The 25,053-nt window shown below is 65.9% G+C and carries 21 protein-coding genes and 1 pseudogene; 12 read left to right on the top strand and 10 right to left on the bottom strand.

What is annotated here, in order from left to right:
- Nucleotides 1-4: 4 nt before the first annotated feature.
- The 6 genes from lpxA (at nt 5) to AC06E9_RS14845 (ending at nt 8,839) form a co-directional block, all read left to right on the top strand.
- A complete protein-coding gene (gene lpxA, locus AC06E9_RS14820) occupies nt 5-796 on the top strand; it encodes an acyl-ACP--UDP-N-acetylglucosamine O-acyltransferase (RefSeq protein WP_121041472.1) in 792 nt (263 codons plus the stop codon).
- A 59-nt stretch (nt 797-855) separates the two neighbouring features.
- Nucleotides 856-2,073, top strand: coding sequence for a lipid-A-disaccharide synthase (lpxB, locus tag AC06E9_RS14825; RefSeq protein WP_478056389.1), 1,218 nt, complete (start codon nt 856-858; stop codon nt 2,071-2,073).
- Complete coding sequence (locus AC06E9_RS14830) at nt 2,070-2,732, top strand: ribonuclease HII (protein WP_461770875.1); 663 nt, start codon at nt 2,070-2,072, stop codon at nt 2,730-2,732. The genes lpxB and AC06E9_RS14830 overlap by 4 nt, the downstream gene beginning before the upstream one ends.
- A 548-nt stretch (nt 2,733-3,280) precedes the next feature.
- Nucleotides 3,281-6,862, top strand: coding sequence for a DNA polymerase III subunit alpha (gene dnaE, locus AC06E9_RS14835; RefSeq protein ID WP_152151751.1), 3,582 nt, complete (start codon nt 3,281-3,283; stop codon nt 6,860-6,862).
- A 31-nt stretch (nt 6,863-6,893) separates the two neighbouring features.
- Entirely contained in the window at nt 6,894-7,766 is an 873-nt protein-coding gene (locus AC06E9_RS14840; protein ID WP_282263661.1) for a hypothetical protein, read from the top strand.
- Nucleotides 7,767-7,879: 113 nt separating this feature from the next.
- Complete coding sequence (locus tag AC06E9_RS14845; protein WP_478056315.1) at nt 7,880-8,839, top strand: acetyl-CoA carboxylase carboxyltransferase subunit alpha; 960 nt, start codon at nt 7,880-7,882, stop codon at nt 8,837-8,839.
- A 199-nt stretch (nt 8,840-9,038) separates the two neighbouring features.
- On the opposite strand, the gene AC06E9_RS14850 is transcribed toward AC06E9_RS14845, so the two are convergent.
- The 4 genes and pseudogenes from AC06E9_RS14850 to AC06E9_RS14865 form a co-directional block, all read right to left on the bottom strand.
- Nucleotides 9,039-9,401: a hypothetical protein gene (locus tag AC06E9_RS14850; protein ID WP_478056316.1), complete on the bottom strand. Its 363-nt coding sequence runs from the start codon at nt 9,399-9,401 to the stop codon at nt 9,039-9,041.
- Between the two features lie 19 nt (nt 9,402-9,420).
- Complete coding sequence (locus tag AC06E9_RS14855; RefSeq protein ID WP_478056317.1) at nt 9,421-10,287, bottom strand: RHS repeat-associated core domain-containing protein; 867 nt, start codon at nt 10,285-10,287, stop codon at nt 9,421-9,423.
- 131 nt (nt 10,288-10,418) lie between these two features.
- Nucleotides 10,419-10,914, bottom strand: a pseudogene (locus AC06E9_RS14860) (transposase); the annotation flags it as partial.
- Nucleotides 10,915-10,972: 58 nt separating this feature from the next.
- Entirely contained in the window at nt 10,973-11,428 is a 456-nt protein-coding gene (locus AC06E9_RS14865) for a CopD family protein (protein WP_282263658.1), read from the bottom strand.
- Nucleotides 11,429-11,586: 158 nt separating this feature from the next.
- Between AC06E9_RS14865 and AC06E9_RS14870 the strand changes: the two genes are divergently transcribed.
- Together AC06E9_RS14870 and AC06E9_RS14875 are read left to right on the top strand one after the other, a co-directional pair.
- A complete protein-coding gene (locus AC06E9_RS14870) occupies nt 11,587-12,183 on the top strand; it encodes a class I SAM-dependent DNA methyltransferase (RefSeq protein WP_282263656.1) in 597 nt (198 codons plus the stop codon).
- A gap of 57 nt (nt 12,184-12,240) precedes the next feature.
- The gene (locus AC06E9_RS14875) at nt 12,241-13,596 is read left to right on the top strand and encodes a polyhydroxyalkanoate depolymerase (RefSeq protein ID WP_478056318.1); all 1,356 of its coding nucleotides are present in this window, start codon (nt 12,241-12,243) and stop codon (nt 13,594-13,596) included.
- A gap of 147 nt (nt 13,597-13,743) precedes the next feature.
- Here AC06E9_RS14875 and AC06E9_RS14880 read toward each other — a convergent pair whose 3' ends face one another.
- Together AC06E9_RS14880 and AC06E9_RS14885 are read right to left on the bottom strand one after the other, a co-directional pair.
- Nucleotides 13,744-14,724: a sensor domain-containing protein gene (locus AC06E9_RS14880; protein WP_121041454.1), complete on the bottom strand. Its 981-nt coding sequence runs from the start codon at nt 14,722-14,724 to the stop codon at nt 13,744-13,746.
- Entirely contained in the window at nt 14,721-15,086 is a 366-nt protein-coding gene (locus AC06E9_RS14885) for a PadR family transcriptional regulator (RefSeq protein WP_121041452.1), read from the bottom strand. Before AC06E9_RS14885 ends, AC06E9_RS14880 begins: the two co-directional genes overlap by 4 nt.
- A 150-nt stretch (nt 15,087-15,236) precedes the next feature.
- Here AC06E9_RS14885 and AC06E9_RS14890 point away from each other — a divergent pair, with 150 nt between their 5' ends.
- Entirely contained in the window at nt 15,237-16,136 is a 900-nt protein-coding gene (locus AC06E9_RS14890) for a peptidylprolyl isomerase (RefSeq protein WP_478056319.1), read from the top strand.
- A gap of 98 nt (nt 16,137-16,234) precedes the next feature.
- Here AC06E9_RS14890 and AC06E9_RS14895 read toward each other — a convergent pair whose 3' ends face one another.
- Nucleotides 16,235-17,116 carry a DMT family transporter gene (locus tag AC06E9_RS14895; RefSeq protein ID WP_478056320.1) on the bottom strand — a complete coding sequence of 294 codons (882 nt, stop codon included), beginning with the start codon at nt 17,114-17,116 and terminating at the stop codon, nt 16,235-16,237.
- Nucleotides 17,117-17,276: 160 nt separating this feature from the next.
- Here AC06E9_RS14895 and AC06E9_RS14900 point away from each other — a divergent pair, with 160 nt between their 5' ends.
- Both AC06E9_RS14900 and AC06E9_RS14905 read left to right on the top strand, forming a co-directional pair.
- The gene (locus AC06E9_RS14900) at nt 17,277-18,227 is read left to right on the top strand and encodes a LysR substrate-binding domain-containing protein (RefSeq protein ID WP_152151734.1); all 951 of its coding nucleotides are present in this window, start codon (nt 17,277-17,279) and stop codon (nt 18,225-18,227) included.
- Between the two features lie 88 nt (nt 18,228-18,315).
- Complete coding sequence (locus AC06E9_RS14905; protein ID WP_019184421.1) at nt 18,316-18,609, top strand: hypothetical protein; 294 nt, start codon at nt 18,316-18,318, stop codon at nt 18,607-18,609.
- Between the two features lie 45 nt (nt 18,610-18,654).
- On the opposite strand, the gene AC06E9_RS14910 is transcribed toward AC06E9_RS14905, so the two are convergent.
- Nucleotides 18,655-19,425: a DUF4349 domain-containing protein gene (locus tag AC06E9_RS14910; RefSeq protein ID WP_478056321.1), complete on the bottom strand. Its 771-nt coding sequence runs from the start codon at nt 19,423-19,425 to the stop codon at nt 18,655-18,657.
- 156 nt (nt 19,426-19,581) lie between these two features.
- On the opposite strand from AC06E9_RS14910, the gene AC06E9_RS14915 reads away from it, so the two are divergent.
- On the top strand, nt 19,582-21,390 hold the full coding sequence (locus AC06E9_RS14915) for a DUF885 domain-containing protein (protein WP_121041444.1): 1,809 nt from the start codon (nt 19,582-19,584) through the stop codon (nt 21,388-21,390).
- Nucleotides 21,391-21,474: 84 nt separating this feature from the next.
- Here the strand turns inward: AC06E9_RS14915 and smrA are convergent, their stop codons facing one another.
- Both smrA and AC06E9_RS14925 read right to left on the bottom strand, forming a co-directional pair.
- Nucleotides 21,475-23,307, bottom strand: coding sequence for a multidrug efflux ABC transporter SmrA (gene smrA, locus AC06E9_RS14920; RefSeq protein ID WP_121041442.1), 1,833 nt, complete (start codon nt 23,305-23,307; stop codon nt 21,475-21,477).
- A gap of 89 nt (nt 23,308-23,396) precedes the next feature.
- On the bottom strand, nt 23,397-24,974 hold the full coding sequence (locus AC06E9_RS14925; RefSeq protein ID WP_152151729.1) for a serine hydrolase: 1,578 nt from the start codon (nt 24,972-24,974) through the stop codon (nt 23,397-23,399).
- Nucleotides 24,975-25,053: the final 79 nt, after the last annotated feature.

Below are 25,053 nucleotides of genomic sequence, written 5' to 3' on the forward strand. Positions count from 1 at the left end.
TGCAATGAGTGACAACGCCCCTCTCATCCACCCCACCGCGGTCATCGACCCGTCGGCGACGCTGGCTGCGGATGTGCGCGTGGGTGCGTTCTGCCTGATCGGTGCGGACGTGGAAATCGGTGCCGGTACCGAGATCGGTCCGCACTGCTCGATCCACGGCCCGACCCGGATCGGCCGCAACAACCGTTTCATCGGCCATGCCGCGATCGGTGGCGAGCCGCAGGACAAGAAGTACAAAGGCGAGCGCACCGAGCTGGTGATCGGCGATGACAACGTCATCCGCGAGTTCGTCACCATCAACCGCGGCACCGCCGGTGGCGGCGGCATCACCACGGTCGGCAACGACAACTGGATGCTCGCCTACACCCACGTGGCGCATGACTGCCATGTCGGCGACCATTGCGTGTTCTCCAACAACACCACGCTGGCCGGCCACGTCACCGTGGGCGACTACGTGATCATCAGCGGCTTCGCCGGTGCCCACCAGTTCTGCCGCATCGGTGCCCACGCCTTCCTTGGCATGGGCGCGCTGACCAACGGCGACGTTCCGCCGTTCACCATGGTCGGCAGCGATACCCTGGGCCGCCCGCGCGGCATCAACAGCGAAGGCCTCAAGCGCCGCGGCTTCGATGCCGAGCGCATCGCCAGCATCAAGCGCGCCTACCGCACGCTGTACGTGGCCGGCCTGCCGCTGGCCGACGCCAAGGTGCAGCTGGCCGAGCAGGCCACCCACAGCGCCGACGTGAAGGACCTGCTGGACTTCATCGAAAGCGCCGAGAGGCCCCTGCTGCGATGACGGCTCCAGGCGGGCACACCCCGGGCATGACGACCGCCGAGATCATTCCACTCGCTGCGATGGCGACCAGCGTTGAACAGACGCTGGCCGTGCGCACCTCCGAGCGCCCTGTGCGGATCGCCCTGGTCGCCGGTGAAGCCTCCGGCGACCTGCTCGGGGCCGGCCTGATCCGCGAATTGCGCCTGCGCTTCCCGAATGCCGAGTTCGCCGGCATCGGCGGCGATGCCATGCGCAGCGCCGGCTGCCAGACCTGGTTCGACGCCAGCGAACTGGCGGTGATGGGCCTGACCGAAATCCTGCGCCACCTGCCGCGCCTGCTCAAACTACGCCGCGCGTTCCGCGCGCGTGCGCTGGAGTGGCAGCCGGACGTGTTCATCGGCATCGACGCGCCCGATTTCAACCTCGGCGTCGAGCGCTGGCTGAAGGAACGCGGCGTGCGCACCGTCCATTACGTCAGCCCCTCGGTCTGGGCCTGGCGTGAGAAGCGTGCCGAGAAGATCGGGGCCAGCGCCGATCTGGTCCTGTGCCTGTTCCCGATGGAACCGCCGATCTACGCCAAGCACGGCATCGACGCCCGCTTCGTCGGCCATCCGATGGCCGATGACATCCCGCTGCACAATGATCGCGAACAGGCGCGTGCCGCACTCGGCCTGCCCTCCAACGCGAAGGTACTGGCGGTACTGCCCGGCAGCCGCCTGGGGGAAATCAGCAAGCTCGGCGAACCGTTCTTCGAAGCCGCCTGGCAGGTTTCCGAACGCATCCCCGGCCTGCACGTGGTGGTTCCGGCCGCCAACGCCGCCTGCCGCACCCTGATCAGCGAGCAACTTTCCGCCTCGGCGTTGCCGGTTGCCCATTCGCACCTGCTCGACGGCAACGCGCGCACCGCGATGATCGCCGCCGACGTGGTCGTGCTCGCCTCCGGCACCGCCACCCTGGAGACGATGCTGGTCAAACGCCCGATGGTGGTCGGCTACCGCGTGGCCGAACTCACCTACCGCATCGTCAAGGCGCTGGGGCTGCTCAAGGTCGACCGCTTCGCCCTGCCCAACATCCTGGCCGGCAAGGACCTCGCGCCGGAGCTGATGCAGCACGACTGCACCCCGGACAAACTGGCCGTCGCCATCCTGCAGTGGTTCGATCGCCCCCAGCGCGTGACCGACCTGCAGGACACCTACCAGCGCCTGCACCTGCAGCTGCGGCGCGACGCCTCCGCACGGGCCGCCGACGCCGTCACCGAGCTGCTTGAACGCGGCCCCCACCACGGCCGCGCCGCATGAGCCGTCGCCACGCCGCCGCCGCTTCACTGGCCCTGTTCGACGGCGCCGCCCTGGCCACCGTCGCCCCGCGCTACGTGGCCGGGGTGGATGAAGCCGGCCGCGGCCCCCTGGCCGGGCCCGTCGCGGTGGCCGCCGTGGTGTTCTGCCCCGACCGACCGCGCCTCAACGGCCTGGACGACTCCAAGCAGCTCACCGCTGCACGCCGTGACCAGCTCTACGACAAGATCCTCGACCGCGCCCTGGCCTGGCACGTGGTGATGGTGGACGTCGGCGACATCGACGCCCTCAACATCTACCAGGCCACGATGCTCGGCATGCGCCGCGCCGTCGAAGGCGTCGCCCACGTCGCCCAGTTCGCCCGCATCGACGGCAACGTCGTCCCCAAAGGCCTGCCCTGCCCGGCCCAGGCCCTGATCGGTGGTGACGCCCTCGACCGCGCCATCATGGCCGCCTCGATCCTCGCCAAAGTCAGCCGCGACCGCTTCATGCAGACGCTGCACGACGCCCACCCCGAATACGGCTTCGACCAGCACAAAGGCTACGGCACCCCCGCCCACCTCGCCGCCCTGCGCAACCACGGCCCCTGCCCCCAGCACCGCCGCAGCTTCGCCCCCGTCCGCGCGTGCCTGGAACCCGACCGCAGCAGCCTCCCCGCCTGAGCGCTGCACTTGTCGGGCCCTGCCCGGCACGGCACCAAAGAACACACGGCGATTGCTCGCCACCGGGCCTCAGCCACCGGTGGAAAGGTGGGCGGTTACTCGCGCCTGCCTACCTGATATCTGTCGAAGGCTGACTGCTGCCTGCCTCTGCGCACCCGCCATCTATCGAAGAATGGGCCGTTGCCAACCCCAACGCACCCCTCACCTATCGAAGGATCAGCTGTTGCTCGCCCCAACGCACCGGCCATCTGTCGAAGGGGTGGTGGGGGTAGAGGCGCGGGACCGTTAGGCAGCATGGATGCTGCCTACGAGCTTACAGGGATGTATTCACAGCGCGTCCCGCGACTCTGCCCCCGCCGCCCCAGCCCGCAGCACCACCGGGCCCACCGCTCCTGCACTTGCTTCACCAACGCCAAACCCCGCAACCGCTGGAACCGCCGTAGCAAACCTGAACCCCAGCGCCAACCCGCGCCCCCGCAACACCCCTGTCAAGCCTTGTTAGCGACCACCGCCACCGCTACCCTGACCGGGCATCACATTGGTTCGGCATGTCCACTTCCCGTTTCGTACATCTCCACGTCCACACCGAATTTTCGCTGGCGGATTCGACCATCCGTGTCCCGGCGAAGCCGGATCAGGCTGACCCGAAAAAAGCCAAGCAGGCCAACCTGCTCAGCCGCGCGGTCGAACTGAAGCTGCCCGCACTGGCAGTGACGGATCTCAACAATCTATTCGCGCTGGTCAAGTTCTACAAAGCCGCCGAAACCGTGGGCATCAAGCCCATCGCCGGCGCGGACATCATGATCGCCGAAGAAGGCATGACGCCCTGGCGCATGACCCTGCTCTGTCGCGACCGCGAAGGCTACCTCAGCCTCTCCAGGCTGCTGACCCGCGCCTGGATGGAAGGCCACCGCCCCGAAGGCGGCGTCGCCGTCCACCCGGACTGGCTCAAAGCCGGCTGCCACAACCTGTTCGCACTGGCCGGCCGCGACAGCCTTGCCGGCCGCCTCGCCGGCGACGGCCGCCACGACCTGGCCGAGCAGCAGCTCGCCGACTGGCAGCGCGTGTTCGGTGACGGCCTGCACCTGGAGCTGACCCGCACCGGCCGCGACGGCGAAGAAGCCTTCAACCAGTTCGCCCTGCAGGCTGCCGGCCAGCGCGGCCTGCCGGTGATCGCCAGCAACGATGTGCGCTTCCTGCAGCCGGAAGACTTCAGCGCCCACGAAGCGCGCGTCTGCATCTCCTCCGGCCGCGTGCTGGACGATCCCAAACGCCCGCGCGATTACAGCGACCAGCAGTACCTCAAATCCGCCGAGGACATGTGCGCGCTGTTCGCCGACATTCCCGACGCGATCGACAACACGCTGGCGCTGGCCGAACGCTGCAACATCGAGATGCGGCTGGGCACCTACTTCCTGCCCAACTATCCCGTGCCCGAAGAGGAAACCCTCGACAGCTGGATCTGCAGCGAATCGCGCAAGGGCCTGGAAGCGCGCCTCGAAAAGAATCCGCTGGCACCGGGCAAGACCCGCGCCGATTATGTCGAGCGCCTCGAATTCGAACTGGCCACCATCATCAAGATGGGCTTCCCCGGTTACTTCCTGATCGTGGCCGACTTCATCCAGTGGGGAAAGAACCAGGGCATTCCGATCGGCCCCGGCCGCGGTTCCGGTGCCGGCTCGCTGGTGGCCTGGGCGCTGCAGATCACCGATCTGGATCCGATCCCGTACAACCTGCTGTTCGAGCGGTTCCTCAACCCCGAACGCGTGTCGATGCCCGACTTCGACATCGACTTCTGCATGGACCGCCGCGACGAAGTGATCGACTACGTCGCGCGCAAGTACGGCCGCGACCGCGTCAGCCAGATCATCACCTACGGCACCATGGCGGCCAAGGCCGTGGTGCGCGATTCCGGCCGCGTGCTCGGCTTCCCGTACGGTCTGGTCGATGGCGTCTCCAAGCTGATCCCCAACATCCTGGGCATCTCGCTCAAAGATGCGATGGGCGAAGGCAAGGATTCGGAAATGGCCTCGCCGGAGCTGATCCAGCGCTACCAGAACGAAGACGATGTCCGCGATCTGATCGACCTGGCGCGCCAGCTCGAAGACCTCACCCGCAATGCCGGCAAGCACGCCGGTGGCGTGGTGATCGCACCGGAGCCGTTGGCCGAGTTCTGCCCGCTGTTCGCCGAACATGACGAAGGCGGCCGCGGCCGCAACCCGGTCACCCAGTTCGACAAGAACGACGTCGAAGAAATCGGCCTGGTGAAGTTCGACTTCCTCGGCCTGCGCACGCTGACGATCATCGACTGGGCGGTCAAGGCGATCAACAAGCGCCATGAGCGCGCCGGCATTCCGCCGGTGGACATCACCGCGCTGCCGCTGGATGACGTACCCACCTACAAGGACATCTTCGCCAACGGCAATACCGGCGCGGTGTTCCAGTTCGAATCCTCGGGCATGCGCCGCCTGCTGAAAGACGCGCGTCCTGACCGCTTCGAAGATCTCATCGCGCTGGTGTCGCTGTACCGCCCCGGCCCGATGGACCTGATTCCCTCCTTCAACGCGCGTAAGCACGGGCAGGAAGAAATCATCTATCCCGATCCGCGCACCGAAGCGATCCTGAAAGACACCTACGGCATCATGGTGTACCAGGAGCAGGTGATGCAGATGGCGCAGATCGTCGGCGGTTACTCGCTCGGCGGCGCCGATCTGCTGCGCCGTGCGATGGGCAAGAAAGTGCCGGCCGAAATGGCCAAGCACCGCGAGATCTTCCGCGAAGGTGCGGCCAAGGACGGTGTCGTTGAAGCCAAGGCCGACGCGATCTTCGACCTGATGGAGAAGTTCGCCGGCTACGGCTTCAACAAGTCGCACGCCGCCGCCTACGCGCTGGTGAGTTACCAGACCGCCTGGCTCAAGCGGCATTACCCGGCCGAGTTCATGGCCGCGACGCTGTCCTCGGACATGGACAACACCGACAAGGTGGTCGGCTTCCTTGCCGAAGTGCGCAACCTCGGCCTGACCGTGCTGCCGCCGCGCGTGAACGAATCGGCGTACATGTTCGAAGCCTCCAGCGCCGACACCATCGTGTACGGCCTGGGCGCGATCAAGGGCGTCGGCCAGGGTGCCTGCGAAGCGATCGTGGAGGAACGCCAGCGTGGCGGCCGTTACGCATCGCTGCTGGATTTCTGCATGCGTGCCGGATCGGGCAAGCTCAATCGCCGCACGCTGGAAGCGATGATCAACTGCGGCGCGATGGACGGGCTCGGCAAGAACCGCGCCTCGCTGATGCTGCAACTGCCCGAAGTGCTCAAGGCCACCGACCAGATGGCGCGCGAGAAGGCCTCCGGGCAGAACTCGCTGTTCGGCGCGCCCGATCCGGTCAGCACGGCGATGCAGCTGGAGTTGCCGGAAGCCAACGAGTGGGCGCTGGGCCAGTTGCTGGACGGCGAGCGCGAAACGCTGGGCTTCTACCTCAGTGGCCATCCGTTCGACCCCTACGCCGATGACGTCAAGGAACTGGTCGGCACCGACCTGGGCAAGCTGGAAAAGCTGATCCCGCCGGCACGCCCGAGCAAGGACGGCGAGAAGCGTGCCTGGCGCCAGGAAACGCCGGTGATCCTGGCCGGCCTGGTGGTCGGCGTACGCCGCAAGGGCGAGAGCCAGATCTTCATGCAGCTCGAAGACGGCAAGGGCCGCGTGGAATGCAGCGCCTTCACCGATGGCCTGGCCGAGTTCGGCCACCTGATGACCAAGGACCGGATCCTGGTGGTCAAGGGTGGCCTGCGCGAAGACGAATTCAACGGTGGCTACGCGCTGCGCATCCGCCAGGTCTGGGATTACGAAGACATCTGCGCCAACTACGCCACGCGGCTCTCACTGCGGGTGGACCTGCGCCAGGACGGTGCGGTGTGGAACCGCGTCAACGCCCTGCTCGACCGGCATCGCCCGGGCCGCACACCGCTGCGGCTGGACCTGCTGCTTGGCTCGGAACAGGGCCCGGTGGCCGGCATGCTCGATGTCGCCGGTGACATCGCCGTGCGCGTGGACAGCCACTTGGTCGATGCGTTGCGCGCCGATCCCGCGGTCCGCACGGTGAAGGTGCGCTACAGCCCGCCCTGGGCGAACTGATTTTTTTCTGTTGCAACACAGGTATTTTGTTTTGATCAAGCGTTTTGCCGTGCTGCTGAGTGCAGCCGTCGCCCTAACGGGCTGTGCCGGCCCCGCCCAGACCTTCGAGATCGACAACCCGGGCGATACCCCGCTGACCCTGCGCATCGACGGCAACGAACTGCCGATCGCCGCGCACGCCTCGCGCCCGGTCAAGCTCAAGCCCGGTGAGCATCACCTGCAGACCGACCAGCTCGGCGACGTGCGCTTCATCGTCTACGCCAGCGGCAAGGGCGGGTTGATCAACCCGACCTTGGCCGAGTACGTGATCGCCAACGAGATCTACGTCACCAGCGAAGACAAGCTGCAGAACTTCGGCAGCCTGGACAAGCAGATCGAGCTGGGCGGGGTGACCTTCCAAGGGCCGTACCAGAGCACGCACGACCTGTTCATCGACAAGGCGTGGAGCTTCGGCGTCCGCGAGCCGTTCCCGGAGGTGCAGACCGTGGCCCACGTGGACGCCAGTGGCGGCCGGATCAACGCCAAGATCTTCACCGCCCCGGATTTCATCGCCTACGTCGAAGCAGGCATGGGCCAGCCCGGTGCTTACGCACGCCAGCAGCCCCACGGCTACGCCGCGCCCGCCTACGCGCTGGAAGCCGCCCCGACCGCACTGCCCGCGCTGGACCCGGCCTTCGAGGCCCATGCCGGCCCGCTGCGCGAGCTGTACACCCGCTACCTGCATGCCACCACCGCCGATGCGCAGCTGCAGCTCCAGCAGGAGGCCTTCCAGGCGCAGATGGCGTTCACCGCCGCCACCGCCCGGCTGGGCTCGGGCCTGCCCAAGGAAGCCAACGAGGGCTACAACACCTTCGTGAAGACCCGCAGCACGCTGATGGGCAGCGCGGCGCTGGTCGTCCCCTGAGCTGACTGGCGCGCCTGGCCCCGCTGCGCTAACGTCGGTTTCCAGACGACGGCGTACGGGGCTTTTCGGCGCATTCGGCTACACTTTCCCTCTTTTCTTCACGACGGTTTCCGATGAATCCGAACTACCTCGACTTCGAGCAACCCATCGCTGATCTGGAGGCGAAGATCCAGGAACTGCGCAGCGCCAGCGCCGGACCTGCGGTCAATGTCGAGGCCGAGGTCAATGCCCTGCAGGACAAGCTGCGGGTGCGCACTGCACAGATCTTCCGCAACCTGACCTCCTGGCAGGTGCTGCAGCTGGCCCGGCATCCGTCCCGCCCGTATACCGAGGACTACATCCGCATCATCTGCGATGAGTTCCAGGAACTGGCCGGCGACCGCGCCTTCGCCGACGACAAGGCGATCATCGGCGGCCTGGGCCGTATCGGTGGTCGCTCGGTGATGCTGATCGGCCATCAGAAGGGCCGCGACACCAAGGAAAAGATCAGGCGCAACTTCGGCATGCCCAAGCCGGAGGGCTACCGCAAGGCGCTGCGCCTGATGAAGATGGCCGAGCGCTTCGGCCTGCCGGTGTTGACCCTGATCGACACCGCCGGCGCCTGGCCGGGCATCGATGCCGAATCGCGCGGCCAGTCCGAAGCGATCGCACGCAACCTGATGGAAATGGCCGAACTGAAGGTGCCGGTGGTCTGCACGGTGATCGGTGAAGGCGGTTCGGGTGGCGCACTGGCACTGGGTGTGGGCGACCGCACCGTGATGCTGGAGTACAGCGTGTACTCGACCATCAGCCCGGAAGGCTGCGCCTCGATCCTGTGGAAGGACCCTGCCAAGGCCAAGGACGCCGCCGAACAGCTCGGCCTGACCGCCCCGCGCCTGAAGAGCCTGGGCCTGGTGGACAAGGTGCTGCGTGAGCCGACCGGTGGCGCCCACCGCAACCCGAACCAGATGGCCAAGCGCCTCAAGGCCGTGCTGCTCAACGAGCTGGACGTGCTGGAGAAGCTGCCGGTCGATGAGCTGCTGCAGAAGCGCTACGAGCGCCTGCGCAGCTACGGGACCTACGAAGTGGCCTGACCGGGCTGCGGCGGAAACGGAAAAGCCGGACGCGTGAGCGCCCGGCTTTTTTTTGGTTCTTCACCCAACTCCGGCCAAGGCAGCGTGAGGCTTCAGGAAGAAATAGTGCGAATCCCGGTATCCGTGGTGACCCACTGACCCATGTCCTGAAAACTGCCGAATTGTTGAGAGAAACCTTGGACGTCTCAGAAGCACCTACTCAAGCAGGCCCTACCGCCGCCAACACAGCTTCAATTCCGACGTCTGTACAGATGCGAAGCGCACGCTCCCGGGCTTCAGAGGCAGTCAATCGCCCTGCCATCTTCAATGATTCGATTGAAAACTCCGGATCAAGCGAAATTTTGTTGACAACTTCCTCCTGAATGCGGCGATGCAACTCAACAGCCAGACTTAGTCGTACCGTATCTCCAGCAGGTAGCGCACTTGACGCCTCGTGCCCATCCAATGCCTCGTAGTAGTAAAAGTTGGAGTACTCGTCAATGAAGCTCTGGGCGTTGACAGCGCCGAGTGCAAATTCTCTAACAAGCCTCGTCATCTTGATGAGATCTATCTCACTATCCATATTCCACGCAACTCCTCTGTCATTGCTTTATGGGAAGCCAAGAAGTCCCATCGGCATTGGTTACACCTGGTACATGGCCATGCGGCTGCTGCGCTCGCGGATCAGGGTGTGTCGATGGTTTATGTCCTCCATCCATACGCAAGCCAGTAGGCCGACCATCAGGCCCTTTCGCCTGAACAAAGCGGCCATCCGGAGATCCTTCGATTTTTCCACCTGGAGGTGTCGGGATCGCGTTTCCCTTGAAATCGACATAAATTGTTCCAGCACCTTTCTGCTCGCTAACGAGCTTCCGTCCTAATGTCGCCGCTTCGTCACCGTGCTTCAGGACTGCCTTTCCAGCATCACCGGCAATTGGGACCAGACCAATTGCCGCCCCAGCAATGTTCGCAGGAGTTGGGGCTCGGATTGCCTCGACGATACCTTTGACGTCACCCAAAACAGGCGTGAAGTCGGCAACTACAGGGAGGACCTGCCGGGCTTGCTCATCTGTTACGGGACTGTAGAAATCCCTCGGCGCTCCCAGCGCTTGACGCCCATCTGGGTCAGTAAAGCGATATGGGTTCCCGTTCGCGTACCGATAACGATTGAACTGCTCAACCGGCTTCTGGTATGCCGTCACCGGATCCACTGACAGGAACACTGCCACCTGCGGATCCATGTACCGCTGCTGCATGTAGCTCAGGCCAGTGGCCGAGTCGCTCACATGTCCCGTGTACCCCGGCCCATCAGTGACCTGGTCGCCTACCACTGCCCCGTAGGGCTCGTAGTCATAACGCTTGATCACGTTGCCGTTGGTATCAGACTCGGCCACAACCGAGCCCAGAGCATCGGTGTGAATGTAGGTCACCTTCTGTGCGCTTGCGGTCGGCACAACTGCCAGACCCATCAACAGCACAAGGCAGAGCCATGCCCATACGGCACCCGACTTTAGAACTTGACGTCAAGCACCAGCGAAGTCGGACCGGGTCGATGCGGCGGTGTCAGTCGGGGGGCGTCAAGCGGACCTGTGGTGGCCGGCCAGCAGCCTGCACTACATACCCGGAGGTCCGACTTGTCATGGCGCAGCTTGTCAGCCTGATCGACACGAGCGCGGTCGATCACTTCGCCGCCGCACTTGGCCACCATATGGAACAAATCGAAGACGATCTTGGCGTTTGGGCCGTTTGCCCTAATCCAATTCATACCGGTCGTCATGTCGATTGCGACGGTACGGAGCTGCTCGGCAATACCCGCTTGAAGAAGGCCGCTGCGGCCTAACGGGAGCGGCCTTTGCCGATCCACAACACCTGGCGACTTAGCGGGTCGACGACGACGGTGGCGTAGCGATGGCCTTTTTGTAGCTCCGCCAGAATACTGCTGGAAGCCAGCAACTGATTGACCGTCTCAGCCAGCCGGTCGGTGACCCGCTGATAGCGGCCCAGCCAGTCCAGCGTCTGCAGCCGCGGACCACCGCATGATCACACCAGACCCTACGCCGGGGAACTACCAGCGCAACACGAAGGGGGAAAGCAGGCGTCAAGGTTACCGTCAGTAAGCCTGGTCTCCACGATAATCCGCCATGAACCTTTTTTTCAGAACGGCTTGGCGATCACCAGCCAGACCACGCCGATGAACAGCACCAGCGGCAGTTCGTTGAACCAGCGCAGCGCGCGCGAGGACGGCAGCTGCTTGCCCTTCACCGCGCCTTTCAGCAGCCGCCCGGTCCACGAGTAATACACCAGCAGCAGCACCACCAGGCCGAGCTTGGCATGCAGCCAGCCCGCCGCACCGGGCGCGACCATGGTCGGAAAATCGGGAATCACGCGGTAGCCCAGCCACAGCACCACGCCCAGGATCAGCGCGAGGCCGAACATCATGTGGCCGAACTTGTACAGGCGCAGGCCCATCAGCTGCAGCCGCTCGGTCACCGGCAGCTGGCCGGCGGTCTCGCTGAGGTTGACCAGGATCCGGGGCAGATAGAACACCGCCGCCATCCACGCCACCACGAACAACAGGTGGAAGGTCTTGACCCAGTAGTAGGACTGCATGTGCTTGCTCCGGCGGCTGGCATGGGTTGGCCGCCATTCTCGCATGCCCGGCAGGGCCGCCCATGCGTGGCGGGCGCGACCCATCGCCACACCTCAACTACGCATCCGCGCGCCCACGCCGTACGATAAGCGCCGCTTTCACCCACGTGCATATCCCCATGGACAAAACCTACGACGCCGCTTACTTCCAGCGCTGGTACCAGCCTGACCAGACCGGTGGCGCCGCGCGCCTGGCGCGCAAGGTGGCGCTCGCGGTGGCCAGCGCCGAGTACTACCTGGAACGCCCGATCCGCAGCGTGCTGGATATCGGCTGTGGCGAAGGCGCCTGGCGTGCCCCGCTGCTCAAACTGCGCCCCCGCGTGCAGTACCTGGGCTTCGACAGCAGCGATTACGCCGTGCACCGCTACGGCCGCAGCCGCAACCTGCACCCGGCCAAGGTCGGCGATTTCGCCTGGCTGCGCCCGTGCGCACCGGTGGATCTGCTGATCTGCTCGGACGTGATGCATTACGTGCCCAGCCGCGAGCTGCGCCCGGCACTGGAGGGCTTTGCCGAACTGACCGCCGGCGTGGCCTTCCTGGAGGCATTCACGGCCGAGGATGACTTCGATGGCGACCACGAAGGCTTCCAGCCGCGCCCGGCGCGCTGGTACCGCAGCCAGCTCAAGCGCGTGGGGTTCACAGCGCTGGGCTCGCACTGCTGGCTGTCGCCCGCACTGGCCGGGCACGCGGCTGCATTGGAACGCGGCACGCCCTGAGTCTCGATAACAACTGAGACAGGACTCGCATTAAGGCGCCCGCGCGACGGGTACGCTATGCTGCGCGGCAACATAAGACCATACATATTGGACGTCATGCTATATCAGCTGCATGAGTTGACCCGCAACCTGCTCGCCCCGTGGGTGCACCAGGCCCAGGCCAACGCGAAGTTCTTCGCCAATCAAGGTCATTGGTGGTCGCAGATGCCCGGCGCGGACCGCCTGGCCGCTGTGAATGAGCTGTTCCACCGCATCGGCAAGGATTACGAGAAGCCCGAATGGGGCATCAACGAAATCGACGTCGAGGGCGAACGCGTGCCGATCGTCGTCCACGAAGAGATCAGCAAGCCGTTCTGCAAACTGCTGCGCTTCAAGCGCCACAGCAATGAAGCCGACCAGCTGCATACCATGCTCAACCAGCCGTTCGTGCTGGTGGTGGCGCCGTTGTCCGGCCACCACGCCACGCTGCTGCGCGATACCGTGCGCACCCTGCTGCGCGATCACCGCGTGTACGTGACCGACTGGGTCGATGCGCGCATGGTGCCGGGCAGTGAAGGCGAGTTCGGGCTGGATGACTACATTGCCTATGTGCAGGAATTCATCCGCCACCTTGGCGCGGAAAAGCTGCACGTGATCAGCGTCTGCCAGCCGACCGTGCCGGTGCTTGCCGCCGTCTCGCTGATGGCCAGCCGTGGCGAAACCACGCCGCGGTCGCTGGTGATGATGGGTGGCCCGATCGATGCGCGCTGCAGCCCGACCGCGGTCAACAACCTGGCCACGCAGAACCCGATGTCGTGGTTCGAGAACAACGTCATCCACACCGTGCCGGCCACCTTCCCCGGCGCCGGCCGCCGCGTGTACCCGGGCTTCCTGCAGCACGCCGGGTTCCTGTCGATGAACCCGAGCCGCCACTTCAGTTCGCACTGGGATTTCTATGCCGACCTGGTCAAGGGCGACATGGAAGATGCCGACGCCCACCGTCGTTTCTACGATGAGTACAACGCGGTGCTCGACATGCCGGCCAAGTACTACCTGGCCACGATCCGCGTGGTCTTCCAGGAGTTCCTGCTGCCGCGCGGCGAGTGGTACGTACAGGGTGAACGCGTGGATCCCAGCGCGATCACCGGCACCGCACTGCTGAGCATCGAAGGCGAGCTGGACGATATCGCCGGCCTCGGCCAGACCGAAGCGGCGCAGGACCTGTGCACCGGCATTCCGGCCGCGCATCGCGAGCATTTCATCGTCGAAGGCGCCGGCCACTACGGCATTTTCAGCGGCCGCCGCTGGCGCGAAACGGTCTACCCCAAGGTGCGCGATTTCTTCGCGGCCCATGCGCAGAGCGTGGCCAGCAAGCCGAAAAAAGCCGCGAAGATCGCGAGCAACGTGACCCCGTTGCGCCGTAAAGCGGGCTGACGCCCGCTTGGCGACTGCCCCCCGACCAGGGGGCTTACGCTGTGGGTAGTGCCGGCCGCTGGCCGGCTGCGCTTTCATCCAGCAGCTTGGGGAGCCGGCCAGCGGCCGGCACTACCGGATCCTCGGGTTCCAACCTGTGGCCGTGGGTTACAGCCGCACCAGCAGATGCTTGGCCATCATCCCGTGCAGGTGGCCGATGCCACGCGCCAGGTGCAGCGTGGCGAACAGCAGCAGCACACCGATGATCGCCAGCAGCGGTGTGACCCAGAGCGGCAGCATCTGGATGCCGTCGATGTGGATGCCCACGTAGTCACTGGAGAACAGCGCCGCCACCGGTGCCCAGATGAAGCCGATCGAGGTCGACAACAACGTGGTGGCGATCGTGAAGTAGACGATGCCCAGCGGCAGCATCAGCACGAAGTACAGCAGCGTCAGCCAGGTGCGGCCATCGGTGAACATGTCGCCGATGCGCTGCAGCCAGCTGCGGCTGCGGTCGGAATACGTCGGCCGGCGCGGCATGCGCTCGCCGAGCAGGGCTTCGACCAACCGCCCTTCCAGCAGCGACAGACCGCGCACCGAGCCGAAGAACAACACTGCCACCGGAATGCCGATGATCAGCACCATCAGGCCCAGCGACAGCGACAGGCCGGTAACCACCCAGGTGAAGAAGAACGTACCGGTGGCCAGCGACAGGAGCATGTAGAACAGCGCGCCATAGGTGCGTGCCTCCAGGGCGACACCGAAGAAGCGGGCCACGGCCGAGCGTGGCTTGGGCGGCGCCTGCGGCGGTGGTACCGAGGCGATGCCGGGGCTGCTGGCCGCTGCACGTCGGATCGGTGCAGCACCCGCGCTCGGCGTGCGCAGCGCACGGTTCACGGTGATTTCCGTTTCGCGGTAGATCTCGGCCACTTCTTCCGGCGCACCGTAGCTGCCGGCCACATCGGCGATCACCTCGGCCTCGCTGCGCCCCGGTTGGGCGGCCAGCTCCGAGCGCAGGTATTCCTCGGCGTCATACAGGGCGTCCTGCACCATCGCCGGATCGGCGTCGTGCAGCGCCGCGCGCAGCTGTGCCAGATACGCGGGAATGGTGGTCGGCAAGGCCCGACCGGCCACGGATTCGATGTTCATGCGGTTACCCCTTCCAGGACGGAATCGACGGAATCACGGGTGGCACGCCACGCGGCGGTCCATTGGCTGAGCACTTCACGCCCCGTGTCATTGATGCGGTAATAGCGGCGCGGTGGCCCGGCCACCGACGGTTCAACATGGCTTTCCAGCAACCCGGCCCCTTCCAGGTTGCGCAGCACCGGGTACAGCGCGCTCTGCTTGCCGCTCAGCACGCCCTCGCCGACCCGCTCCAGCTCCTTGGCGATCAGGTAGCCATACAGCGGCTCGCCGGCCTTTGCCAGCACCGCCAGCAAGGCCAGGGAGACCGTGCCGGAGCTGAGCTCTTTCTGGAACTTCTTGAGGTGGACCTCGTGGTCGCTCATGGCGGTCTCCGCTAGCGTGGAGTCCACACTAGTCCGAACTTCGCTATAGCGGATGTGTCGTTAGTCACCCTGTCGCAGGACATCCCCTGGCTGGCCGTAGCCGGTGCGCTTCGCGCACAATCGGGCACTCCCTTCCTGAACGGGTCTGCCATGTCGCCACGTCGTCCTGCCCTGCTCACCCTCGCCCTGGCCTGCCTGCTGCCCAGCCTTGCCAGCGCGGCCACGCCTTACCGCAGCCCGCAGCAGATTCTGGACGCCTCGCCGGACAGTGACTGGCGCACGCCCGACCCGGCCAACCTGCTGTACATGAACCTGCCCGCCGGCCGCGTCATCATCGAGCTGGCCCCGGCGTTCGCGCCGCAGCACGTGGCCAACATCCAGACGCTTGCCCACGAGCATTTCTGGGATGGCCAGAGCATCTACCGCGCGCAGGACAATTTCGTGGTGCAGTTCGGCGATGCCGACGCCGATGATGCCGCCAAGGCGAAGCCGCTCGGCAGCGCCACGCGCAAGCTCCCGGCGGAGTTCCAGCGCGACAGCAAGGGGCTCAAGGTCAGCCCCCTGCCCGACCGTGACGGCTGGGCCGACCAGACCGGTTTCGTCGACGGCTTCCCGGTGGGCCAGGACCGCGAGGACGGCAAGACCTGGCTGGCGCATTGCTACGGTGCACTGGGCGCCGGCCGCAGCAACGAGGAAGACAGCAGCATCGGCGCGGAGCTGTACGTGGTGACCGGGCAGTCACCGCGTCAGCTGGACCGCAACATCACCGTGGTCGGCCGCGTGCTGCAGGGCATGGAGCTGCTCAGCGCGCTGCCGCGTGGACCGGCCCCGATGGGCTTCTACGCCGATCCGGCGCAGCGCACCGCGATCCAGTCGATCCAGCGGGCCAGCGATGTACCGGCTGCGCAGCGCCCCAAGCTGCAGGTGCTGCGCACCGACTCCAGGACCTTTGCCGATGCGACCGAAGCGCGCCGCAACCGCGTCGATGATTTCTACAAGCGGCCGGCCGGCCACATCGACCTGTGCAACATCCCGGTGCCGGTGCGATAAGGCCGAGCCACTGGCGCGTTGAACGTGCATGGGATTGGATATGCACGTCTCGGTCGTGCCGGCCGCTGGCCGGCTGATCGCCTTCGCAGAAGCGATCTCTATCGCTTCTGGGACACCGCCACACTCCCGAGAATGAGCACGCCCGCCACGACCATCGCCCCGGTCACCGGTTCGCCCAGGAACAGCCACGCGAACAGCGCACCGAACATCGGCACCAGATAGGTCACGGTCGAGGCACGAGCCGGGCCGATGCGGGCGATCAGGCGGTAGAACATCAGGAACGCCAGGCCGGTGCAGACCACGCCCAAGGCGATCGCGCAGGCCCAGGACAGCATCGGGATCGGGGCGGTCGGCCAATGGGTCAGCGCCATCGGCAGCAGCAGGATCGCCGCGCAGCCGAGCGTGGCACCGGCAGAGGCCGCCGGCGGCAGGCCGGTCATGTGGCGCTTCACCAGATTGACGCCCAGGCCATACAACAGCGCGGCCAGGGCACCGGCCATCACCGCCGCACCGATGCTCAGACCGGACACTTTGGCCGTGGCCAGCACCACCACGCCGGCGAAGCCGACCAGCAGGGCGATCGCGCGGCGCATGCCGATCTTTTCGCCGAAGAACAGGAACGCGATCAGCGCGGCGAACAGCACGGTCATCGCATTGCAGATCGCCCCGATCGCGGCCGGGGCGCGTTGTGCGGCCCAGGCGAACAGGACGAACGGGATGGCCGAATTGATCAGGCCGATCGGTGCCAGCCACAGCCAGCGACGCGCCGGGAACTGGGCGCGCGCCTGCCACAGGAACGGCAGCAGCACGAGCGCGCCGAGCAGCAACCGCACCTCCACCAGTGCGTACGGTCCGAAGGCCGGCACGGCCACCCGCATGAACAGGAATGAGCAGCCCCAGATCGCGCCGAGTACGGTCAGTTCCAGCGGGGTACGCCAATCGCGCTCCACCGTACCTGCGGCCAGCGGCGCCCCGCTCACGGTGGGCCTCCGCAGGGAAGCTGACACGCAGGGCGAGCGGTAAGGGACGGCAACATGCGCGTGAATCCGGGGGAGGAAGGGCAACAGCATCCGCCTGCCGTCACGCGCCCACAAGCGCGTAGTATCCGTGCAAGCCACAAATATGATTTGGGTCTCGACCATGATCCTTCGCCCTGCCCTGCTGCCCGCGCTGGGGGTGTTCGCGGTTGCCGCACGCCACCAGAATTTCGCCCACGCCGCCCAGGAGCTGCACCTCACCGCCAGCGCGGTCAGCCACCACGTGCGACGGCTGGAAGACCTGCTTGGAACCATCCTCTTCCAGCGCCATGCGCGCGGCGTGCGGCTGACCGCCGAAGGCCGCCAGTTGGCCGACGCGGCGGCGGCCGCGCTCAGTGATCTCAACGCAGTGGCCGGCAACCTGCATCCCCAGGCGGACATCGTGCCGCTGCGGGTCACCACCATCCGCTCGCTGTCGTACTGCTGGCTGATCCCGCGGTTGCCGCGCTTCACCCAACAGCATCCGCGCATGCGTATCGAGCTGCAGACCAGCACCGAGCTGGTGCGCTTCGACGAGACGGGTCCGGAACTGGGCATCCGTTACGGTCTTGGCCAGTGGCCAGGCATGACCGCGCATCACCTGATGGACGATGAACTCTGCCCGGTGGCCTCACCTTCCCTGGCGGGCGTCTCGACGCTGCGCGAACCGGCACAGATCGCCACCTTGCCGCTGCTCAGCGACATGTCGCCGCAGGGTTGGCGCGACTGGTTCCGGGCGGCGGGTGTGCGCGGGCTCGACCTGCCCTCGCTGCACACCTTCAGCGACAGCACCGATGCGATGCGCGCCGCGGTCTACGGCATCGGCGCAGTGCTGGCGCGCAAGCACATCGCCCAGCCCTACCTGCAGCGCTATGAGCTGGTGCGCCTGCCCGGCCCCGCACTCAAGGCGCGCTACGCCTACTATGTGGTCCACGCCGAACACCGGCCGCTCAGCCCGACCGCGCAGGCGTTCATGGACTGGCTCAAGCGCGAAGCACTGGATGAGCGCACCCCGCTGCCCGCCCTGCCCGATGAACTGCTGGGCCTGCCGCCTGCGGACCGCACGCACGACTGAACCGGGCGCCACGACCCGGCGCGCATCCTCACCCGACCTTTTCCGCGTGCTGGCTAGGCTGGAGTCCCTTTCCCCCGAGGCTCGACCCATGGCCCTGTTGCGACTGCGAATCACCGGCACCGAAGACGATGCACGTGCCATCACCGACCTGCTGCAGAGCATCGAGGGGATCGAACACGTCGAGGAAACCGACGACCTGATGCCGCACATGGACGACGACGATTCCAGCTCGGCCGGCCTGTCCGATGACATCGGCCCGGGCACGCACGAACTGGAAGTGGAAGTAGGCAACGCACTCGGCGCCCAGCGCGTGCGTGACGCGGTGCAGGAACTGGCGCTGGAGCTGGATGTCTTCGTGGAATACGAGCAGGACGAAGGCTGAGTCAACCGTCGTGCCGCGCTTTAGCGCGCGGCACGACCGGCATGGTCAGCGCGCGGCCGCCGCGGCCTTGCGACGTTTGCGGCGGCGCCACAGCGCCAGGCCCACGGCACCGACCGCCCACGCCACCACGCCGACCGGCAGCAGTGCCGCCACCGCGCGGATCACGAACGCGATGCTGGTGGTGAAGATCGATCCGAACTCACTGAACGCCCTGCCGATGTCGCTGCGGCTGCGCTGCCCCGCCGGACCTTCGAAGTGCAGGGTGACCAGCTGTGTATCGATCCGGCGACGCTGCTGCGCAGCCTCCTTGTTGGCCTGCTCCAGCCCGGCCTCGATCTCCGCCATGCGCTGCGAGACCGCCAACAGGTCGGCCACCTTCATGTCACTGCGCTGCTGATAGGCCTGCAGCTGCGCATGCTCTTTCTGCAGCCGGGTCTGGGTCAGTGCGGTGTCGGCCACCTGCTGGGCCAGATCTTCGGCATGGGTATTGCGCGAGGCCACATCGCCGCCTTCACCGGCCAGCGCGATGATCGGCTCGACGCCCTTGGGCGCGATGCGCACGCGGATGGAGCCGGAGCGGGTTTCACCGCCTTCCTCGCCCACCTGCAGCACCGCGCAATCACCGAACCGGTTGCTCTGGCAGGCCGCGGACACGGCCTTGACCCGCTCACTGATGCGCTTGGCATCCAGCTGGATGCGGATGTCGTGTTCATACGCCAGGAACGCGCCCTCGGGAGATGCCACGGCCCCGGCGGCCGCGTCGGCGGCGTAGTTCGGCCCGCTGCGGCCACAGGCCACCAGGCCCAACAACAGCATCCCTGCCAGCCCGGCGCGGGCCCGTCCTGTCCATCCAGTCACAGTGCAACTCCAGTCAATACGGCGATCTTCACGGCGCATGGTAATCCAATGGCACGGGGACAACGGGGGCCATCGGCCCTATGCTCGGGGATTGTCCCCAGTACAGGAACACCGATGCGCCAGCATCTGCTTGCCCTCGCCCTGATCGCCGCCCTTGGTGGCTGCCAGCAGGCCGACTCCCCGACGCCCACCACCGGCACCGAAGCGGCCACCCCGGCTGGCGATGCCGCGGTCGATGCGGCCTTCGCCGACCTGTCCAAGCGCGCCCTGGACACCTGGATGCAGCTCTCCCCGATCAGCGCCACGCAGATCGGCGACCACCGCTACGACAGCGAGATCGACGACCTGAGCGCGGCCGGCCAGCAGAAGGTGCTCACCGCGTACAAGGCACTGCTGGGCGATCTGGACAAGATCGACGTCAGCAAGCTCTCGCGCGAGAACCAGGTGGACGCGGCGATCCTGCGCAACCAGCTGCAGTCCGAGGTCTGGACTGCGGAAGTGCTGCAGTCGCCCAAGTGGGACCCGCAGATGTACAACGGCATGGCCGGCAGCGCGCTCTACGGCCTGATGGCGCGTGAGTTCGCGCCGCTGCCCGACCGCCTGAAGTCGGCGACCGCGCGCATGGAGAAGCTGCCGCAGATCTTCGCCCAGGCCCGCGAGAACCTGGACCCGGCCCGCGTGCCGAAGATCCATGCCGAAACCGTGGCCAAGCAGAACCGCGGCATCCTGAGCATCGTCGATACCTTCATCACCCCGCACATCGGTGAGTTGCCGGCCGAAGACCAGAAGCGCCTGCAGGCTGCGATCGAGGGCCTGAAGAAGGCCGTCGACGAACAGCAGACCTGGCTGGACAAGACCCTGGTGCCCAACGCCAAGGGGGACTTCCGCATCGGTGCGGAGCTGTACGACCAGAAGCTGAAGTTCGCGCTGAACTCCTCGCTCTCGCGCGCCGAGATCGGCGAGCGCGCGCGTGCCGAGCTCAAGCGAGTGCGCCAGGACATGTATGGCATCGCGCAGACCGTGCTCAAGGACAAGCCCGGCGCCCCGGCGCTGCCGGCCAACCCGAGCGACGAGCAGCAGCAGGCCGCGATCGAAGCCGCGCTGGAGCTGGCCTATGCCGACAAGCCGGCACGCGACAAGGTCGTTGAAGACGCCAAGGCCGCGCTGGAGCAGTCCACCGAATTCGTGCGCAAGCATGACCTGATGACCCTGCCCGATTCTCCGGTCGACATCATCCTGATGCCGGAATTCCAGCGTGGCGTGGCCGTGGCCTACTGCGATTCGCCGGGCCCGCTCGACAAGAACCTGAAGACCTTCTATGCGGTCTCGCCGATTCCGGACGACTGGACGGACAAGCAGGTCGATTCGTTCCTGCGCGAATACAACAGCCGCATGATCCACCTGCTGAGCATCCACGAAGGCACTCCGGGCCATTACCTGGAAGGCTGGCACTCGGGCAAGTTCCCCTCCACGCTGCGCGCGGTGCTGCGTTCGGGCCTGTTCGCCGAAGGCTGGGCGGTCTACACCGAGCGGATGATGCAGGAGCAGGGTTATCTGGACAACGATCCGCTGTTCCACCTGGTGCAGCTGAAGTTCTACCTGCGCACCATCTCCAACGCGATCCTGGACCAGGGCGTGCACGTGGACAACTGGACGCGTGAGCAGGCGATGCACCTGATGACCCACGACGCCTTCCAGCAGGAGAGCGAAGCCTCGGGCAAGTGGGTACGTGCGCAGCTGACCTCCGCGCAGCTGCCGACCTACTTCGTCGGCGCGCAGGAACACTTCGATACCCGCAAGGCCGTGCAGGACAAGCAGGGGGCCAAGTTCAACCTGAAGGCCTACCACGACCAGATGCTGTCCTACGGCGCCCCGCCGGTGCGCTTCGCGCGCCAGCTGATGCTGGACCAGCCGATCGAGTAAGCACTGCCTCGTTCCTCGTCAGACAGGCAAACGGCCCGGGGTGACCCGGGCCGTTTCTTTTCTGCGGGACGGGCATGACGCGACTTACGCGTCGGCAGCCACGAAGCCCCCGGTCTGCCGTGCCCACAGCCGCGCATACAACCCGCCGGCCGTGATCAGCTCGGCGTGCGTGCCGGTTTCCACGATGCGGCCCTGATCCATCACCACCAGCCGGTCCATGCGCGCGATCGTGGACAAGCGGTGCGCGATCGCGATCACCGTCTTGCCGGTCATCAATTCATCCAGGTTGTCCTGGATCGCCGCTTCCACTTCCGAATCCAGTGCAGAGGTTGCCTCGTCCAGTACCAGGATCGGAGCGTCCTTGAGCAGCACCCGCGCGATCGCGATGCGCTGGCGCTGGCCACCGGACAGCTTTACCCCGCGCTCGCCGACATGCGCGTCGTAACCACGGCGCCCTTCCCCATCGACCAGCGTATCGATGAAGGCCGAGGCGCGTGCCTTGGCCACCGCGGCATGCAGCTGCTCCTCAGTTGCATCCGGACGCCCGTACAGCAGGTTGTCGCGGATCGAGCGGTGCAGCAGCGAGGTGTCCTGGGTGACCACGCCGATCTGCCGGCGCAGGCTTTCCTGGGTGACCCCGGCGATGTCCTGCCCATCGATGCGGATCTGCCCGCTTTCCAGGTCGTACAGCCGCAGCAGCACATTGACCAGGGTCGACTTGCCGGCACCCGAGGGACCCACCAGACCGATCTTCTCACCGGGCTTCACCTGCAGGTCCAAGCCGGCGATCACGCCTCCGCGTTTGCCGTAATGGAAATGGATGTGATCGAAATGCACGCCGCCCTGGCTGACCACCAACGGCACGGCATCGGCGCGGTCCTGCACCGTCAGCGGCTGGGAGATGGTGGTGATGCCGTCCTGCACCGTGCCGATATCTTCGAAGATGCCGTTGATCGTCCACATGATCCAGCCGGACATGTTGTGGATGCGGATCACCAGGCCGGTGGCCAGGGTGATCGCACCGACGCTGATGTGGCCGCCGTTCCACAACCACAGCGCCAGGCCGCAGGTGCCCACGATCAGGAAGCCGTTGACGATGGCGATGGTGACTTCCAGCCCGGTGGTGACCCGGGTCTGGCCGCGGTGCTTGGTGGCCAGTTCGTCGATCGCCTCGGCCACGTAGGCCTGCTCGCGCCCGCCATGGGCGAACAGCTTCAGCGTGGGCACGTTGGTGTAACCATCCACGATGCGGCCCATCGCTTTGGAGCGCGCTTCGGAGGCGATCCACGCACGCTCTTTCGCCCGCGGCACGAAGTACCACATGATCACCGCGTACCCGGCCATCCACAGCCCCAGCGGGATCATCAGCCGCCAGTCCGCCTGCGCGAACAGGTACAGCGCAGTACCGGTGTAGACGATGATGTACCAGAGCGAATCGACCATCTGCACGGCCGATTCGCGCAGCGAGGTGCCGGTCTGCATCACCCGGTTGGCCATGCTGCCGGCGAAATCGTTCTGGAAGAAGCTCAGGCTCTGCCGCACCACATAGTTGTGCATCAACCAGCGCGAGCGGTTGCTCAGGCCCGGTACGATCGCCTGGTTCACCAGCAGGCTGTGCAGCGAGACCAGCAGCGGCCGCGCGATCAGGGTGATGCCGGCCATCCACATCAATGTATTCGCATGCCGGGCGAAGAAATCGCTGCCGGGCTGCTCGGCGACCATGTCCACGATGCGGCCAAGGAAATCGAACATCGCCACTTCGACCAGCGCCAACAGCAGGCCGGCGATCAGCGTGGCCAGCAGCACCGGCCACACCGGGCGTAGATAGTGGATATAGAACGGCACCACCTTGCGCGGTGGCATGCGCGCATCGATCGGCGGGAAAACCGGAATCAGCGATTCGAACCAGCGGAACATCGCAGTGCACCGAAAACAAAACAGGCCGCGATTATCCCACCGCGGCCTGCTGTTTTACTCTCACCTCCCTCACACGCCGGCGACGGGGTTCAGCCCTTGGCCTCCGGCGCGATCGGCGTCAGCAGCAGGTCCTGGAAATCGAAGCTGAAATCGGTCAGCGAAGATGCCGCCTGCATGCGCACCTCGCGGACCTTGCCGTCCGGATCGAGACTGAAGTTCACGAACGCATCGGCGTTGAGTGACCGGTCGTCCCAGCGCACCAGGAAAGTATCGTGCTGCCAATGTTCCAGCGTGCCGATCAACTGCGCGGTCTTGCCGAAGCGCAGGCGCAGTTTGCCGCGCTGCTGCTCAACGAATACCTCGCCGTACCATGCGTCGCGGTAGCCGCCTGCATAGCGTGCCAGCGGCAGCGACGGCTTGGATGTCGCATCGCGTGCGGCCAGGTGCTTGGCCCAGCCCTCGTCCGCCTTCTCCTGCGACTTGGCCACGGCGGCTGCGTACGCGGCGACCCAGTCGGTGGCCGGTGCCTGCAGATAGGCATCCAGCGCTTCCATCGTGATCGCGTTGAAGGCCGCGCCCACTTCCTGGTTGGTCAACACCACGATGCCCAGCTTCTGCGCCGGCACCAGGGTCACGCGCGAGACCATGCCCGGCCAGCCGCCGGTATGCCAGACCAGTTTCTGGCCCCGGTAATCGCTCAGGCTCCAGCCCTCGCCATAGCCGGCGAAGTTCGGCCGTGCCGCCGCCAGCTGCGGCACGCTCGGCTCGGGCACCACCTGCGGGGTGATCATCTGCCACATCGCCTGCTGGGTCTTGGCGGTGAACAGCGGCTTCCCGTTCTCCAGCGTGCCCTGGGCCAGCTGCACGTTCATCCAGCGCGCCATGTCGTGCACGCTGGAATAGATGCCGCCGGCGCCGGCGTTGTTGGACCAGGTCAGCGGCGCGACGGTGCGCAGCTGGCTGAAATCATACTTGGCGTGCCCCACTGCAGCGTTGTCGCCGGGCTGCAGATGATCGGCGTTGTAGCGGGTGCCTTGCATGCCCACCGGGGTGAAGATGTGCTGCTGCAGGAAGTCCGCATAGGTCTGCCCGGACACCTGTTCGATCACCTGCTGGGCGACCGCGTAGAGAATGTTGTCGTAGGCATAGCGATCACGGAAGCCGGCCTTCAACGGCACCTTGCCCAGCCGCTGCACCACCTCTTTGTTGCTGTAGGAGGTGGTCGGCCAGAACAGCAGGTCGCCCGCGCCCAGGCTGAGGCCACTGCGGTGCGACAGCAGATCGCGGATGCGCATTTCGCCGGTCACGTACGGATCGGACATGCGGAAGCCGGGCAGATGATCGATCACGCGATCGTCCATCTTCAGCTTGCCCTGCTCGGCCAGCAGATTCAGCGAGGTGGCGGTGAACGCCTTGGTATTGGAGGCGATCGCAAACAGCGTATCGGCCTGCACCGGGTCCGGCTTGCCCAGCTCGCGCACCCCGTAGCCGCGCTCCATCACCACCTTGCCATCCTTGACCACCGCCACGGCGATGCCGGGGATGTCGAACTCGCTGCGGGCGCGTTCGATGGTGGCGTCCAGCCGCTGCAGTTCGGCCGGCACGGCGGCCGATGCCAAGGGTGCGCATGCCAGCAGCACGGCGCCTCCGATCCAGGATGTCTTCAAGCAGTGTCTCCGGTTGCGTGTGGCGGGGGCGTCGAGCGTGCCGATGCCCCGGTTTCGCACGATGGTAACGCGGCCCGGA

Source organism: Stenotrophomonas sp. Steno-Z10-BAI, assembly GCF_056393115.1.